This is a genomic window from Nostoc sp. DedQUE08 (assembly GCF_034530895.1).
Classification (GTDB): domain Bacteria; phylum Cyanobacteriota; class Cyanobacteriia; order Cyanobacteriales; family Nostocaceae; genus Nostoc.
Genome location: NZ_JAVRCD010000001.1, coordinates 207,354 through 224,227 on the forward strand (window position 1 = coordinate 207,354; position 16,874 = coordinate 224,227).

A 16,874-nucleotide genomic window follows, 5' to 3' on the forward strand; every position below is an offset into this window, starting at 1 on the left:
TCTTGCTTAGGAAAGAAGTGAAAATCTAGCAAAAAAGGCAAAATTTACAGATATATAAACTGTTATGCTTGATTTTCAATATTTATGAAAATTGATCGCGTTCATTTCTATGTAGAAGACGCCAAAGTTTGGCGAAATTGGTTTGTACGCCATCTTGGTTTTCAAGCAGTGACCAACGATCGCAGCAGTTCATTTCACACTTGTACAGAAGTGGTAAAAAGTGGTACTGTTTGCTTTTTTCTGTCTTCACCACTGTTACCCACAAGTCCAGTAGCTGAATTTCTGCGTCACTATCCACCTGGTGTGGCAGATGTCGCTTTTGCTGTCGAAGATGTCGAAGGCGCGATCGCACTAGCTCAAATGCACGGTGCTACAATCCTACAACCCATCCAGGAACGCCAGGTAGGTACGGCGTTCATCAAATGTGGCAAAATTGCCGCCTGGGGTGGATTGACTCATACGTTGATAGAAAGGTCATTGGTTTTTGAGAAAGGACAAATGACTAATGACATAGACGCTTCTGCGGCTTCCCGCAGGGTAGGACAAATCACAAATGACAACACTATTACTGCCATAGATCACATAGTGCTAAACGTGGCTGTTGGTGAATTAGATCGTGCCGTCGCTTGGTACGAAAATATCTTAGATTTTCAACCCCAGCAAACATTTAAAATTAAAACCAATCACTCTGCTTTACACAGCCAGGTGATGGTTTCGCGTAACGGTAGCGTTCAATTGCCAATTAATGAACCGGCTTCCAAGAATTCTCAAATTCAGGAATTTCTAGATGTCAATCGGGGGCCAGGAATTCAACATATTGCCTTGCGGACGACTAATCTTGTGAGTGCGATCGCGAAATTTCGTGCCAGTGGTTTATCCTTACTCTCGGTTCCCCAAACCTACTACTCACAACTCAAACAGCGACCAGGACTCACGCTATCACCTCTAGAATTAGAAGCGATCGCTCAACAGGAAATTCTCGTGGACTGGCAAGAATATACTCCTTTAGACGGAGGAAATACTGCACCCTTATTACTACAAATTTTCACCCAGCCCATTTTTGAACAGCCGACATTTTTCTTTGAGTTTATTGAACGTCGTTACCAAGCTCAAGGTTTTGGCGAAGGTAATTTTCGCGCCTTATTTGAAGCCATTGAAAGCGAACAAATTAAACGCGGTACGCTGCAATGAGGTAATTGTCGATACTTTCTTAAAAATAGTTTACAAAAAACCTTTAGCTAGACTTGATACCCTCAAAAAATAGCCATACATCTGAGATAAACTTAATAAAAATTAACTTTTACCGCCGATGCTAAGACTTATTACTGACTTCGACGGCCCAATTATTGATGTTTCCGAACGGTACTACCGTGTTTATCAATTCTGCTTAGATAAAACCCGTCGCCCAGATCAAGTAGTGCAAGAACTTCCGAAAGCGGAATTTTGGCAGTTAAAGCGATCGCGTGTTCCCGAAAAACAAATCGCCTTAAATTCCGGGTTAGACGAAGCCCAAGCCCAAGAATTTGCCCAGCTGCGACGACAAACTGTGCATACAGAACCCTACTTTGACTATGACACCCTCGCGCCTGGTGCTGTGGATGCACTGCTAAAAATTCAACAAGCTGGAATTGATTTAGCAGTTATGACTATGCGCCGGTTTCGGGAACTAGATTATGCCTTCCAAAAACACGATTTAGGGAGATTTTTCCCAGAAAATCGTTGTTTTTGCTTGACTAACGACTACGTTAAAACTCGCGATATTGAAGATAAGCCCTTGTTGATGGCTAGGGCTTTAGAAGAACTGCCCCCCGCAGCTGATACCTGGATGGTAGGCGATACGGAAGCCGACATCACCGCTGCGAAAAATTATAGTATTAAGGTAATGGCTGTGGAATCCGGGATTCGCGATCGCACCCAATTAGAACTTTACCACCCCGACTTAATTGTTCAGGATTTTAGCGCTGCTGTAGATTTAGTTTTAAAAGCTTAACACCTTGTCTAAAAGGCTCTGTACCTGCAACATATTCAATTAATCAGCATTCGAGTTGCAAATTAAAATAGGAGTCAGAATAGGTATTCTGACTCCTAACTTTTTATCTTAGAAGAACACACATAAACCATGTCTTCTTTATCAAAACCTGCTTACGGCAGTGGTTTAACGTAGAAAACTACTAACTAACCACAACAATATAAACGTCACTACAGTAGAGAACTGATTCGTTTCCAGACTGATAAATGATATTTGTGGTAAAAGCCAGCTAGCAATTAGTCCCCCAACGATTAGGCCAATTATTAAACTGACCAGGGTGAACAAAACTGCTCGGCCAAATTTGCCTTCCTTGCGATTAAGAAAGTAAATACTAGTGCCTACGCCAACCACCAATGCTAACTGCAAAACTTGATCGCCTCCCTCTGGATAGAACAAGCTAATAGAACTCAAACCGAGAAACCAAGCTCCTGGTAAGAGTATATCCGCAGGTGTTGGCTGATCCAGCATCCGTTGCAGCCATGCGGGTGACTGCTCGCGAGGGGTTGGACTTTCTTTAGGAGGCGATGGCACTCGCAACTCTGGAAACCGTATCCGCTCAGGGACTTTGATTTTACCTTCCTGGCGCATCCGTAAGCGATCCATTAAAATCGCATCGTAAGCCGCCTCAATAACTTCTAAATGCTTGGCGTCGCCATTATGTTGATCGAATAGGCGATTACGAGCATCCTGAATTTCATCGAAGCTAGCCTCTTCTGATACCCCAAGTTTTTCGTAGGGATTTTGATCGCTCATGGGAGTTTGTTACTTCAGCCTCAATCAGCGGCAGTCTTTTATCGAATAAAAAACAATTTTAGGTTTTATTTCGATCGAAACTAAAGTCTCGACCTATTTATATGCCCTACCAGGATAGTAGCACGGGTTAGTTTGATCGACTTTGTAATTTCAACTATAGTCACTTTAACATATCGCTATAACTCCGTGTATACCCTCATGTCGTTGTCTAATTCTGGCTCTAATCTAGAATTTGAACGGAGAGTACCTAAAAGTCATGGTTTTTATGAAAAAATCAACTTTAATGTTTCAAATTTGGCAACTTACTGTGCCCTAAAAGAGTTTTTTTTTAATTATACTGAATAATCGCTTGTGGTATATATCCACATATCGATTTAAAATTGAAACGTTTTAAGTTACCAGCTAACTGGGATCGAGAAGGTGTCTTGCTATCAAGAACGGTTGCAGTTCAAGTCAGAGCGCTTATATACTGTTGGCTAACAGAAGTTTCGCCTTCTCATTGCCCACAATCCTGATTAGAGTATTTATTTTAGAATAATCGGGATTGTTATACCGTAGCCATGTAGATTCTTAGTTAGTCCTAAAGTGGCAACTGCGTTTTTACGCAACTCTCTTGTTAATCTTACGAATTTTTGTGCAAAGTAATGGTCATGGCTCCCGCCAAGATTCTTGTAGTTGACGACGACCCTGCGGTTCGGAATTTAATCCAACGCTTTTTGATTAAACAGAACTATCAGGTGGAGGCTGCCGAAGACGGAAAGACAGCCTTAAATCTATTTGAGCAATTTAACCCTGATTTGGTGATTCTAGATGTGAATCTACCAGATGTCACAGGGTTTAACCTCTGCCAAGAGATGCAAAGTCGTAATGGTGTTTTTGTTTTGATGTTGACTAGCCGTGCTGACGAAGCTGATAAAATTCGCGGCTTTGCTAAAGGTGCTGACGACTATCTCACCAAGCCTTTTGGACTAGGAGAGCTAGAAGTCAGAGTTGGAGCTATTTTGAGGCGTCAGCGAGTGATAACTACGGCCGAGCAGAAACGCTTGGTATTTGAAAAACTTATGATCGATCCAGTGCGACGGGAGGTAGCACTTAATAACCAACCAGTACCCTTAACTGCTCTGGAATTTGACTTGTTGCATTTTTTAGCTAGTCATCCAGGCCGAGTTTGGCGGCGTGCAGAGCTAATCCAAGAGGTGTGGGATTATGAATATGTCGGCGACCAGCGGGTTGTAGATGTTCATATCGGCCAAATTCGCAAGAAGATTGAAATTGATGCTAGTCAGCCAGCATTAATTCAAACTGTACGTGGCGTAGGCTATAAGTTTGAATCTGCTGCTCACCCCCAGCAGTTGGAAGGCAAGTCCTGAGTTTATAGTCTAGAGTTTTTTAACTCTTGACTGTTGACTCTTGGGGTAGTGGTTGGTGAATTTTCTTAGTTTTAGTAACAGACAAATTTAGATAATCAAAATAAGTAGATATTCCTCAAATACACGCCAAACAGTGATTTGAGATATTTATTTATCTATCTATTTAAGATAGTAAACAGGGGAGAAAGTCCACTGGAAAATATTTCTTGGTATGTAACCGTTTTGGTAGATATAACGGTGCTGAGATTGGAGTTCATAGGGTACATAGCTGTGCATTGGTAGTCAAATGAAGCTAAAGTCCCTTTAAAAGCCCGTTTATAGCCTCTGTCTGGAAATGCTGCCGTAAGTCAGGGAAGCGGCAGCCTCAAAATAGATATTTCCAATTGGAGACTGAGAACAAAGGTAAATTCCGCTCTCTTAGCAACTACTTTTGGCAATAAAAGAAACTATTAGAACTTTTTTATGGATCGGAATCTACCGATCTTTTTTATTGTAATATTGCCGATCGCTATCAGTTGAAAATCCCGTTAATGGGGCACGGTATGCCGTGCCCCATTAATAAATAGGGGAATAACGCCCTTTATACCAGTAGCTATGGGGTGTCTAGTAAATTAGCTGTTGCTGGTGAGTCGGTACAGGGCATTTCTACTGTGGAGTGATGGAACAAAGTTTCCAGATAGACTCGAGCAGCACGGCGATCGCTATCTCCATTTTGGAGTAAAAACAATGATAGTGCCGCCGTCAGTACTCTGTTTTCATCCCAATCAGGATGAGTTTCTAAGTAGTTTTTTAAGGATTCGTGGAGTGTTTCAGGAATTTCTGTAAAGATACTAACCGTTGATTTCATGAGATTTTCCTCCTATGAGGATAATCAAGAGGGACAAGTTGCTTGCGGTAAAGCAGTTTAGGGCTTTACACGCTCTTTCGCTATCCCGACAATCTGCGCTTACATCTAGTAGTAATATATTTTACACATTTGATGCCAGCGGTTGAACGGAATTATAAAAGCAAGCCGCATCATTGTGCGCCAAGAGGGGGTGGGTTTGTCAATGCTGCGAAATGTTAAAAATGATGGTATAAAAAATAAATGCGAACGACAGAATAGGGATTTAAGCCGATTTTTTGTTACTTTACTTCACAAAAACTCAGTCCTTAAACTTCTTTGCTACTTATAATCAACAATCCCCAGTAAGACAGCAAGAAGCCTATTAGCTCGTATAGCACCTGTGGAAAACTGCTAAAATCCCTGTGGAAACCCTGTGGAATCAGTGAGGAAAATAGTAACCAATGATAAGAATTACAAAAATGTCATCAAATTATGACATTTAACCTCATGAAATTAGCTTCTCAATCTCAGTTATCATCGTGGTTGCCTTCGATACATCCCCAGGTCTGGATTTTCGCAATTGGTAGATTTCTCTCGGAAGTTGGTACCGGCTGTACCCTGTTTTACGCCCCCATCTTTTTTGTCAATCAACTTGGTTTATCTGCAACCAGTGTTGGGGTAGCTTTGGGTAGCGCCTCGATTTCCGGCATCGTAGGGCGGATTGCGGGTGGTTCTTTGGCTGATTCTGAATATTGGGGACGCCGCCGCACTTTGTTGCTAGCGACGGCGATTTCAGCAATTGCTTCTCTAGTTTTAGCCGCAACCGATAATTTCACTTCTTTGGTAATCGGTAGCTTGATTAGCGGTTTAGGGATAGGTTTCTATTGGCCGGCGGCTGAAGCTGTGGTTGCTGACGCTAGCCAAATTGACAATCGCCGGGAAACTTTTGCGATCGCCAGACTAGCTGATAATCTGGGGTTAGCGATCGGAATTGTGCTAGCTGGGTTTTTGATTGCGATAATTGGGAGTTATCGCTGGCTATTTGTGATTGATGCCATCTCTTTTATGGCATTTTTTGGAGTTGTCTATGTAGGGATTAATGAAACCGAACAACAGCAGATAGAGGAACCTGAAAAGACAGAACTTTTTGCTGCTTGGATGGCAGTATTAAGAGATTGGCGTTTCTTAGTCTACATCGCAGTTAATATATTTTTTACAATCTATATTTCTCAAATCCACAGCACCCTACCGCTTTACTTCAAAAACTTTGTTTTTGTAGAAAGTACCGCCAAGGGATTTGCTGAAACTACCATTAGCGGACTATTTGCTTGGCATCTAGTGTTCGCAATTATTTGTCAGTTGCCTGTCACCAGTATTTTAAAACGCTGCTCTCACACTCTCGCGCTCACTGTTTCTGCGATTTTCTGGGCAATTGGTTTCGGACTGATTTGGGTTAGCGGCATAGCCCCATCTTATCATCTGCTTTGGGTAACATTGGCATTGGGAGTATTTGCTGTGGCAATTGTTTCCTATACCCCATCTGCTGCCTCTTTAGTGACTGAGTTAGCCCCGGAAAATCAACGCGGCGTGTATTTTTCTATCAACGCTTTATGCTGGGCTGTTGGCTCTTTTATTGGTCATCCTTTGGGTGGATGGGCATTAGACCAACCACAAATTATTACTAATAGTTACTGGCTAGGCTTCATCTTGAGTGTAGCGATCGCTGCGGCAATTTTACAGTATCTCAATCGAATTTTGGCTGAGTAACATAACTCCCCACGGTAAGATGACCTGTTTTTTTACTTATTGACGACGTTCTTGCAGCTTGCGATATACCGATTTTAAATCAACTTGATGGTGAGCTAGGGCAACCAAAGTATGATATAGCAAATCAGCCACTTCACCTGCGATCGCATCTGCTTCATCATCCTTAAAAGCCATTACCACCTCAGCAGTTTCCTCACCAATCTTTTTCAAAATTTTGTTATCGCCACCTGCAAATAGTTTACAAGTGTAAGAACTTTCAGTAGGATTATCGCGGCGATCGCATATTATTTGAAACAATTGTGACAATGTATCACCTGGAGGTGCAGCAATTTTTCCTTCTATTTGGTGAAAACAACTGCGCTCTCCAGTATGACAGGCAACATCTCCTAATTGTTCTACCCCGATAAGCAGGGCATCACTATCACAGTCATAACGGATACTTTGTACTTTTTGAAGATGTCCAGAAGTCGCCCCCTTGTGCCACAACTCTTGCCGGGAACGACTCCAAAACCAAGTTTCTTCAGTTTCTAAAGTCTTTTGTAATGACTCCTGATTCATCCACGCCATCATCAGGACAGTACCATCTAGATAGTCTTGGACAATTGCAGGCACTAGACCCCGTTCATCGTAGCGAATTTTCTCAACCGGGATAGTGTAATGCAGCGATCGCGAATCGTAAGAAGACATACCAGCTAGTTTGCTCTCATGAGAATAATTTATGGATTCACGATACCATTCAAAATAGGACAGCCGATATGTTTTTTTTGAATTAAATATCTAAAGTCAAGTCTTCACTCGACTTGCATAACATAATGTTATTTTTTTGGTTCCGCTAATTTTATAGGATAGAAATTCTAAGCAGTGTTTGACTTTATCCTAAGATAGAGCGTTTTATTGCCCACTGTTAGGAGAGAACTTTGGTAAATACCACAATTAAAACAACAAAATCACAAGAAGTCTTCGCCGCCGCTCAAAATCTCATGCCCGGAGGAGTCAGTTCTCCAGTTCGTGCTTTTAAATCTGTGGGCGGACAACCCATCGTTTTCGATCGTGTCAAAGGCGCGTATATTTGGGATGTAGATGGCAATAAATACATAGACTATGTAGGCACTTGGGGCCCAGCTATTTGTGGTCATGCTCATCCAGAAGTCATTGCAGCATTGCATGAAGCTTTAGAAAAAGGCACCAGTTTCGGCGCACCCTCAGTCCTAGAAAATGTTTTGGCAGAAATGGTCATCGATGCCGTTCCTAGCATCGAAATGGTCAGATTTGTCAACTCTGGAACTGAAGCCTGTATGGGAGTTTTGCGGCTGATGCGGGCTTTTACCAACCGAGACAAAATCATCAAATTTGAAGGTTGCTACCACGGACACGCTGATACGTTTCTAGTGAAAGCGGGTTCTGGTGTTGCCACACTTGGCTTGCCAGATTCACCAGGAGTACCTAAAGCAGCAACTAGCAGTACTCTAACTGCACCTTTCAATGACCTAGAAGCAGTCAAAGCTTTATTTGAAGAAAACCGCGACGAGATTGCTGGTGTCATTCTTGAGCCAGTCGTCGGCAATGCTGGATTTATCGCACCTGATGCTGGCTTTTTAGAAGGGTTACGGGAACTAACTCACGAATATGGAGCGTTGTTGGTATTTGACGAAGTGATGACAGGTTTCCGCATTGCTTACGGTGGCGCTCAGGAAAAATTTGGGGTTACTCCCGATTTAACAACCTTGGGTAAGGTGATTGGTGGTGGTTTGCCAGTAGGGGCTTATGGTGGTCGCCGAGATATTATGTCAATGGTTGCGCCCGCCGGCCCCGTATATCAAGCTGGGACTCTTTCTGGTAATCCCTTGGCGATGACTGCTGGGATTAAGACTTTAGAATTGCTGCAAAAGCCAGGTACTTACGAGTCTCTTGAGCGAATTACTAAAAAGCTAGCAGATGGTTTGCTGCAAATTGCTAAAGAAACTGGTCATGCAGCTTGCGGTGGTCAAATCAGCGCCATGTTCGGCTTATTCTTTACTGCTGGCCCAGTTCATAACTACGAAGATGCGAAAAAGTCTGATACAGCCAAATTCGGACGCTTCCATCGCGGGATGTTAGAGCGTGGTGTTTACTTAGCACCCTCTCAATTTGAAGCTGGGTTTACATCTTTTGCTCACACTGAAGAAGACATCGAGCAGACTTTAGCAGTTGCACGGGATGTAATGTCTAGTCTGTAACCTTTTCAGATAAGGGATTTCCAAATAAAAGTATCCTGTTAACTCTTGTGGGGTGGGCCGAAAAGCCCCACAAAATGGATGATTTATCGGAAGTCCCTTTTTTGAGACAGAAACAAGTGTGCGGAAGTTTTGGACTCACTTTAAAGCATTATTTGCAGAATTTTCAGCAGTTAATAGTGTTCAATCCTCTGACGCTGCTGGAGATTGAAGAAATTTTTTAACAGATTTGCTCTCTACCGTCATTACTCAAGAAAGGTCACATCTTCGTCATCATTTCGCAATAGCTTCGTCAATAGAATATGCAATATTTAGCCTACATTAAGATTCATAGTTAATGAGGCAGGATTAATAAATTATAGGGGGTTAAGTCCCTCGCAACTAAGAAGTCTCAAGTTTTGTGGCTCTTGTCTGAATCTCCGTTGCAAAACTTAACTTAATTACAAATTATTTTACTTGCCTTTTACAGTTCTCGAAATTCCCTTATTCCCCATAGATTACAAAAATTAATGCGCAAGCAGGTTCTCATCTTTATGGTGAGGGTTTTGCTTATAGATATTAGATTTTCCATCGGGTAAGGTATTTTTTCAGAGTCAGTGTTAGAGCTAACTTGAAAAAATATACCAGTCATAACTGTAGCTTGTATGGCAAGGCTTACAGAGTAGAAAAAGCTGCCATAAGTATTGTGAAAAAAAATGGTTCGACCTTGAAGGAGCTATGAAGTGGACGACAATAAGTCATTTTTTGGTCTGCAAAAAATATTAGTTACGTTGCTTGTATTGAGTGGGAGTGTGAGTGTCAGCACGATGATGCTTATTAAGTCAAGCTCTTCTAATGCTCAAAGTACAGAGAATATAAATGTAAACAATCAACCAAGCAAAGTTGGAATTCAGCAGCAGATTGAAGAACTCAAAGCAACGATGCTTAGAAGTTGGCAGCAACAAGTACAAACAAAAGGTTTTTCATATACTGTGCCACAGCGTTTTCAAGGGGCAATAGTTGATGCGGCAAAATTGACTCCCGACCAGAAAGTAATTGCGCTCACCTTTGATGATGGGCCATGGCCTGAAAGTACCGGGGAAGTACTAGATATTCTCAAAAAAAATCAGATAAAAGGGACATTTTTTCTGATTGGGCAAAACGTGAAGAATTATCCAGGCTTAGTAAAGCGGGAAATTGCTGAGGGTCATGTAATTGGTAATCACACTTGGCATCATTGGTATCAATTCTTAAATCCACAAGCAGCTGCCTATGAAATTGACCACACAGCAGACTTGATTTATCAAGTGACAGGGATTAAAACAAATTTATTTCGACCACCAGGGGGAATCATGCACAATGGGGTGGCTAGTTACGCGAGAAATAGCAAATATGCCATCATTCGCTGGTCATCTGATTCTGTAGACTACTCACGTCCTGCTGTACCAAAATTAATTAATAATGTGTTTAGGAGGGCCAAGCCAGGTGGAATTGTGCTAATGCATGATGGTGGTGGTAATCGCTCTAAAACTGTCCAAGCTTTACCAGAAATTATTGCCAACTTTCGGAAACAGGGCTATAAATTTGTTACTATTCCTGAACTTTTAGAAATGCAAGATAAAGATCAAAAGCTAACTGCAAACAAAAAAACCGTCCAAAACTAACATCTGAACGGAACTTTAACGTATTAATACTTTATGCCAATCTAGTTATGTTGCCAGTTGTGCTGATACCTTACAACTACAAGTCAGGAGGTAAAATCACCTGATCGATCGCGTGGATTACGCCGTTACTACCTGTGATATCTGCCTGTGTTACTTTAGCATCATTGACAGTGACACCAGTAGCAGGATCGACTTTAACGTTGATTGTGCCACCTTCGAGGCTTTTAACTTCGCCAGACTTTAAATCAGTAGACAATACCTTACCAGGCACCACATGGTAAGTTAAAATCTTGAGCAATACTTCTTTGTTATCTGGCTTTAATAATTCTTGCAAAGCATCTGCTGGTAACTTAGCAAAAGCTGCATCTGTGGGTGCAAAAATAGTTAAGTTATCTTTGCCTTGCAAAGCTGCGGTTAATCCTGCTGCTTTCAAAGCCTTGGTCAACGTGGTAAAGGAAGCGTTTGACTCTGCCAAGGCTAATAAGTTTTTGCCTTGATTGCTACTTGCCCCTGGTTTTGGTGGAGTTGTAGTAGGTGTATTAGTAGATGGTGTGGTAGGTTGAGTTTCTGGGGTAGTACTTGGGGTGACGGGTGTAGGTTCACTAGGTGTAGCACTACCACCACCACGGTTATAGGGAGGCTCGTTGAAAATACTTGGTCTGGGATTTACCGTTCCACCACTTCTCTGTGCTACTGGCTTGCGTTTGGTATTGCCCTTTTCGATTTGAGAAACGGCTTCAGCAGGCGCGTATTGAGTGTTTGCTTGAAGGCGTTGACCTTGGTTATAGGGAGCTTCGTTGAAAATACTGGGGTTAGGATTTAATACCTCTTTCGCATCAGATGGTAAAGTAATGAGGACGCTGAAACTAGTAAATCCTGCTATGCCTGCCAACGTGGTCAGCAATTTGCTGTAATTTGTCTTCATAAATTTTGTTTTTTTTGTCCACACATTACATAAAGATTTATAACATTTTGCTATGCACAAAATCTAACTCAAGAGGGAAGTAAGGTTTTTCTGTAGAATAGTTTGTGCTGGTGAGGTTAAATATTTAACCTCGATTCACGCCGATCGTCATGAAATATATCTATCATATTATTTCTTGGAAATTGAACAAATTTTCTCCATCACACAAAAATTTAAAAACCCCACTCGGATAACATAAATTATCGGAAAGTATGAAAATCTCACCTCTACAAGCTATAAGTTACAATTAGCTCCAAAGAAAGATTATACTTGAAAGATAATTTATATACAAAGTTGTACTTAAATTAATAGTTGATTCATAAATGTTGAATTACATTGATTATTCAGCAAAAGCACAGAAATTAATTCCCGAAATATTTTAAGGTAGGCTAACGCTGACAAAAATTGAAGTAACTGTTGAAGACCCACGAATGAGGGGTTAGGGCTATTTATATAATACATGCCGAATTAAATTACTTAGTTATTTGATATTTTAATCAATCAGAAAACAAGATTTTTTCAAATCGATAATTTTGCCAAAAATCAGGCATCGGTTAAACCTTAATGTCAATTAAATAGACAGTTAACCAACTAATACCAATAAAAATTACTTAAACTAAAGATACAATTGTAAAGTTAATAAGTTGACCAGTTACAAGAGATAGAACACATGCTGGAATTATACCAATGGGAACTCTCTCAATACTCAGAGAAAGTGCGCCTAATTCTAGATTTTAAAGGACTAGATTACCGCAAAATAGAGGTCACGCCTGGGATTGGACAAGTGGAACTGTTCCGGCTGACTGGTCAAAGACAAGTGCCTGTATTAAAGGATCGTCATAAATACATTGCGGATTCTACGGAAATAGCTAAGTATTTAGACTTAGAGTATCCCGATCGCCCCATAATACCGCAAGATCCTAAACAACGGGGTTTAACTTTATTAATAGAAGAATGGGCGGATGAGTCCATAGGCATCAAAGGTCGCAAAGCACTATTTGCAGCCGTAAGTCAAGACCAAAATTTCCGTAAGTCTTTATTACCCACCTCAACACCAGATATATTTAAAAGTCTGGTTCAAGGAGTACCTAGTGACTTACTGACAGTATTGGGTTTTGGCGTAGGTTACAGCCCAGATGTGATACAGTCAGCGATCGCATCTTTAAAACAAGACTTGGAAGCCTTAACGTTATTATTGGCAGATAGTCCTTATTTAACAGGAGATGAGCCGACTTTAGCTGACTTAGCGGTGGCTGGCTTATCGATATTGCTCAAGTTCCCCTCTGGGCCCTATCTGGATTTACCAGCTTCTATTAGAGGTAAAGGATTGCCAATCTTTGCCGAGAATATAGATTATCAACCATTCTTTACCTGGCGCGATCGCCTTTACGCCCAATTCCGCAAACCGTTAATTAGTACCACTCCATCAACAGGAAGTGCGCCAACCTCGATTCAGATTGATTAGATAATAGGGCATAGGGAATTGAGGAGCCAGTGCGTTGGGCGGCTTTGCCGACTTGAAGCAACTGGCGTCATGGGGCATGGGGGATGGAAAAGAAAAACAAATGACCAATACTTCGACTACGCTCAGTACAAGTGACCAATGACCAATGACAAATGACAAATGACAAATGACTAATCAGATGAATTCGGCACAGCCATTAGGTTCGGTCATTCAAGGTTCTCTAACTGAAGGTTTAGAAGTCCGATTGCATCCTGACATTTCTGTAGAAGATATGCGGGTGGGTAAATTTCTTGTTGTGCAAGGGATGCGATCGCGTTTTTTTTGTATGCTGACAGATGTAGCATTGGGAGCTGCTAATGCCCGAATTATTGCTAATCCCCCCAATTGGGAAGACACTTTTTTACGAGATGTTTTAGCCGGAAGTGGTACTTATGGTACTATCAACCTCGCGCCGATGTTGATGTTCACTCCCGAAACTGAAGAATCTTTCTCCCCAACAAATGGCAAATCGGCAAATCCTTTCCTTCCATCGGTGACGGGTTTAGCTTCATTTATGCCACAAACCAGCACGACAATAGAATTGTTGCCGGTGAAAACTATTCCTAGTCACTTTAGTCAAGTTTACGAAGCAAGTGTTGACGATTTTCGCCGCGTATTTGGTTGGGAAGATGACCCCCAAAGGCGCAACTTTTCCATCGGCAAACCTTTGGATATGGATGTACCCGTTTGTATCGATTTGAATCGCTTTGTAGAACGGAGTAATGGGGTTTTTGGGAAATCCGGTACTGGGAAATCTTTTCTAACCCGGCTACTTTTAGCTGGCGTTATCCGTAAAAATGCGGCAGTCAATTTGATTTTTGATATGCACTCTGAGTATGGCTGGGAAGCCGTTGCAGAAGGTAAAAATGTTAATACTGTTAAAGGCTTAAAGCAACTTTTTCCTAGTAAGGTAGAAGTTTATACCCTCGACCCGGAATCGACAAAGCGTCGGGGTGTGCGTGATGCTCAAGAACTTTATTTGAGTTACGAGCAAATAGAAGTTGAAGATATTAAGTTATGTAGCCGAGATTTAGGACTCTCTGACGCAGCCTTGGATAATGCCAATATTTTGTATAGCGAATTTGGCAAGTCTTGGATTGTCCAATTGTTGAATATGACTAACGAAGAAATCGAGATGTTCTGCGAGGAGAAACGCGGACACAAAGGCTCGATTATGGCATTGCAGCGCAAACTCTTGCGGATGGATAGCTTGAAGTATATGCGAGCCGTTTGCCCCCAGAATTACATTAGTAAAATTGTGCAATGCCTGGAAGCTGGGAAGAATGTTGTGATAGAATTTGGTTCCCAGTCTAATATGCTCTCTTATATGTTGGTGACGAATATGATCACCCGACGTATTCACGAGCATTACGTCAAGAAAGCAGATAAATTCCTGCAAAGCAAAAATCCTAGCGATCGCCCAACGCCATTGATGATTACCATTGAAGAGGCGCACCGTTTCCTTGACCCGGCTATCGTTCAAAGTACTATCTTTGGGACTATCGCCCGCGAGCTGCGGAAGTATTTTGTCACACTTTTGGTAGTCGATCAACGTCCATCAGGCATTGATAATGAAGTGATGTCGCAAATAGGGACTCGCATTACCGCTTTGCTGAATGATGAAAAAGACATTGAGGCGATTTTTACAGGTGTATCTGGTGGTAGCGGACTGCGGTCGGTATTGGCAAAGCTAGACTCGAAACAACAAGCTTTAATATTGGGTCACGCCGTTCCTATGCCCGTAGTAGTCCGTACCCGTCCTTATGACGCAACTTTTTATGCCGAAATTGGTGAGCCAGCCTGGGAAGAAAAACCTGACGCAGAAGTATTCGCCGCTGCGGAACTAGCTAAAGCTGACCTTGGATTTTAGATTGTCATTTGTCAATTGTCATTTGTCCTTTGTAAATGACCAATACTTCTCTACGAACGCTAACAGCGTGTCAAAGACAGAGATTACGCCAACGACTTACCTCGGCTCCACTACCTCGACTTCGCTCGGCACAAGTCGGCACGAGTCGTTCAGTACAAGTGACAAATGACCAATGACAAATGACAAATGACTAATTCGTGACATCCCTCCATTATCACAGCAAATTAAGTTCGGTTATCCCGCTAGTTTTGGCAACAGAAGAGGGGTTTTTGGCGTCACTATAGAAGTAGTCAGCAATTTCGAGGAAATTCAAAAATTTTTTATATAACGGCTGCTTTTAAATTATAATAATAGGTTTTATCTTAAGAGAGTTTACTATTTGCCTGATTTATCGTATCATAAGTTAAGTAGAACTCATACCGACTTCGGATTTACCGATTGGTGTTAGTAACAGTCCAAGAGAAGAATTCTCAAAAATAACCAGCGTGCTTATAAAAAATTGAAAATTTCGGGAAGGTAGGGGAACCTATCAATGGGGGCTTACCGTCTTAACAACGGCTGTATCAATTAACTAATTGCTTTTGATAGCTCCCGATATTTCGTGATAGATATACTACTTCTCCCCATCCATTTTAGTAATAAAACATACATTATCTTTACGAAGTAGAGGACATCGCACCAATGCCTACTGTCAATCCCCAAACGGAAAACCTCAACACCAAATTCACGGCTGATATGGTGCGAACCTATCTGCGAGAAATTGGTCGTGTACCACTGCTAACCCGCGAACAAGAAATTGTGTTTGGGAAGCAAGTGCAACAAATGATGACGCTCATCGATGCCAAGGAAGCTTTGGCGAAGAAGTTGCAACGCGAACCGGATATTTCAGAGTGGGCTGACCACGTTAAACAATCGGAAACCGATGTGCAGCAGACAGTGGCACAAGGTAAGCGGGCGAAGCAAAAAATGATCGAAGCGAATTTGCGCTTGGTTGTCGCTATTGCTAAAAAATATCAAAAGCGAAATATGGAGTTTCTGGATTTAATCCAGGAAGGAACACTAGGGTTAGAGCGGGGTGTGGAGAAATTTGATCCGATGAGGGGTTATAAGTTCTCGACTTATGCTTACTGGTGGATTCGCCAAGCAATTACTCGGGCGATCGCTCAACAAGGTCGGACTATTCGCTTACCGATCCATATCACCGAGAAACTGAACAAAATTAAAAAAGTGCAGCGCGAGTTGGCTCAAAGCTTGGGGCGATCGCCAACTCCAGCCGAAATTGCCAAAGCACTGGAACTAGAACCTGCTCAGATTCGCGAGTACCTGAATATGGCTCGTCAACCAGTGTCTTTGGATGTGCGAGTTGGTGAAAACCAAGATACTGAGTTGCAAGAAATGCTCGAAGATGATGGCCCATCACCAGAGTATTACACCAACCAGGAATTCTTACGCCAAGACTTGAACAATCTGTTAGCAGAACTAACACCGCAACAGCGAGAAGTTGTAGCACTGCGCTTTGGTTTAGAAGATGGTAATGAAATGTCATTGGCAAAAGTTGGTGAGAGATTGAATCTCAGCCGCGAACGCGTTCGTCAGTTAGAGCATCAAGCTTTGGCTCATCTGCGTCGCCGTCGTGCCAATGTCAAAGAATACGTTGCTAGCTAAAATAAGAGACGCGGAACTTCGCGTCTCTACAGCACCTTGGTGATGCGCTTCCTGAATTCAGGGGGCGATTTTTTTTGCTGAAAACCAGGAAACGCAGTTAATCAGGTATTCGCTAAAATGAATAGCATTAATAATTAACGTGAGTTCGACAAGTCCCTTGCTTTTTTTGACCTCTTTCCCAACCCCTCTTAGACACCTAGAGGGGAGCCAAAACCCTAATTTCTCGTTGCTCCTCTCTTTACCGTAGGAGAGGGAGGGAGAGGTCGATAG

At 42.0% G+C, this 16,874-nt stretch carries 12 protein-coding genes and 1 pseudogene; 9 read left to right on the forward strand and 4 right to left on the reverse strand.

All coding sequences use genetic code 11. The features are described from left to right. Positions 1–84: 84 nt before the first annotated feature. Positions 85–1,191, forward strand: a complete 1,107-nt coding sequence (hppD, locus tag RMY64_RS00840) for a 4-hydroxyphenylpyruvate dioxygenase (protein ID WP_322669965.1) — start codon at positions 85–87, stop codon at positions 1,189–1,191. Positions 1,192–1,309: 118 nt separating this feature from the next. Then, positions 1,310–1,990, forward strand: coding sequence for an HAD family hydrolase (locus tag RMY64_RS00845; protein ID WP_322682447.1), 681 nt, complete (start codon positions 1,310–1,312; stop codon positions 1,988–1,990). Between the two features lie 165 nt (positions 1,991–2,155). Here the strand turns inward: RMY64_RS00845 and RMY64_RS00850 are convergent, their stop codons facing one another. Then, positions 2,156–2,782, reverse strand: a complete 627-nt coding sequence (locus RMY64_RS00850; RefSeq protein ID WP_322682446.1) for a CPP1-like family protein — start codon at positions 2,780–2,782, stop codon at positions 2,156–2,158. Positions 2,783–3,432: 650 nt separating this feature from the next. On the opposite strand from RMY64_RS00850, the gene RMY64_RS00855 reads away from it, so the two are divergent. Next, positions 3,433–4,152 carry a response regulator transcription factor gene (locus RMY64_RS00855; protein ID WP_194040360.1) on the forward strand — a complete coding sequence of 240 codons (720 nt, stop codon included), beginning with the start codon at positions 3,433–3,435 and terminating at the stop codon, positions 4,150–4,152. A gap of 655 nt (positions 4,153–4,807) precedes the next feature. Here RMY64_RS00855 and RMY64_RS00860 read toward each other — a convergent pair. Beyond that, positions 4,808–4,999: pseudogene (locus tag RMY64_RS00860) on the reverse strand (DUF2811 domain-containing protein); the annotation flags it as partial. Between the two features lie 486 nt (positions 5,000–5,485). On the opposite strand from RMY64_RS00860, the gene RMY64_RS00865 reads away from it, so the two are divergent. Beyond that, the gene (locus RMY64_RS00865; RefSeq protein WP_322699042.1) at positions 5,486–6,745 is read left to right on the forward strand and encodes an MFS transporter; all 1,260 of its coding nucleotides are present in this window, start codon (positions 5,486–5,488) and stop codon (positions 6,743–6,745) included. 36 nt (positions 6,746–6,781) lie between these two features. Here the strand turns inward: RMY64_RS00865 and hisIE are convergent, their stop codons facing one another. Continuing rightward, positions 6,782–7,432, reverse strand: coding sequence for a bifunctional phosphoribosyl-AMP cyclohydrolase/phosphoribosyl-ATP diphosphatase HisIE (gene hisIE / locus RMY64_RS00870; RefSeq protein WP_322669969.1), 651 nt, complete (start codon positions 7,430–7,432; stop codon positions 6,782–6,784). A 230-nt stretch (positions 7,433–7,662) separates the two neighbouring features. Between hisIE and hemL the strand changes: the two genes are divergently transcribed. Further along, the gene (gene hemL / locus RMY64_RS00875; RefSeq protein ID WP_322669970.1) at positions 7,663–8,961 is read left to right on the forward strand and encodes a glutamate-1-semialdehyde 2,1-aminomutase; all 1,299 of its coding nucleotides are present in this window, start codon (positions 7,663–7,665) and stop codon (positions 8,959–8,961) included. Between the two features lie 719 nt (positions 8,962–9,680). Next, positions 9,681–10,601: a polysaccharide deacetylase family protein gene (locus RMY64_RS00880; protein WP_322693092.1), complete on the forward strand. Its 921-nt coding sequence runs from the start codon at positions 9,681–9,683 to the stop codon at positions 10,599–10,601. A 76-nt stretch (positions 10,602–10,677) separates the two neighbouring features. Here RMY64_RS00880 and RMY64_RS00885 read toward each other — a convergent pair whose 3' ends face one another. Then, positions 10,678–11,526, reverse strand: coding sequence for a fasciclin domain-containing protein (locus RMY64_RS00885; protein ID WP_322669972.1), 849 nt, complete (start codon positions 11,524–11,526; stop codon positions 10,678–10,680). A 709-nt stretch (positions 11,527–12,235) separates the two neighbouring features. Here RMY64_RS00885 and RMY64_RS00890 point away from each other — a divergent pair. The 3 genes from RMY64_RS00890 to RMY64_RS00900 all read left to right on the forward strand — a co-directional run bounded on the left by RMY64_RS00890 (position 12,236) and on the right by RMY64_RS00900 (position 16,604). Continuing rightward, positions 12,236–13,030 (forward strand): glutathione S-transferase family protein, encoded by a 795-nt coding sequence (locus tag RMY64_RS00890; protein WP_322699043.1) that lies wholly within the window; start codon positions 12,236–12,238, stop codon positions 13,028–13,030. Positions 13,031–13,208: 178 nt separating this feature from the next. Next, positions 13,209–14,939 (forward strand): ATP-binding protein, encoded by a 1,731-nt coding sequence (locus RMY64_RS00895; protein ID WP_322682475.1) that lies wholly within the window; start codon positions 13,209–13,211, stop codon positions 14,937–14,939. A gap of 681 nt (positions 14,940–15,620) precedes the next feature. After that, positions 15,621–16,604, forward strand: a complete 984-nt coding sequence (locus tag RMY64_RS00900) for an RNA polymerase sigma factor, RpoD/SigA family (protein ID WP_322699044.1) — start codon at positions 15,621–15,623, stop codon at positions 16,602–16,604. Positions 16,605–16,874 lie beyond the last annotated feature (270 nt).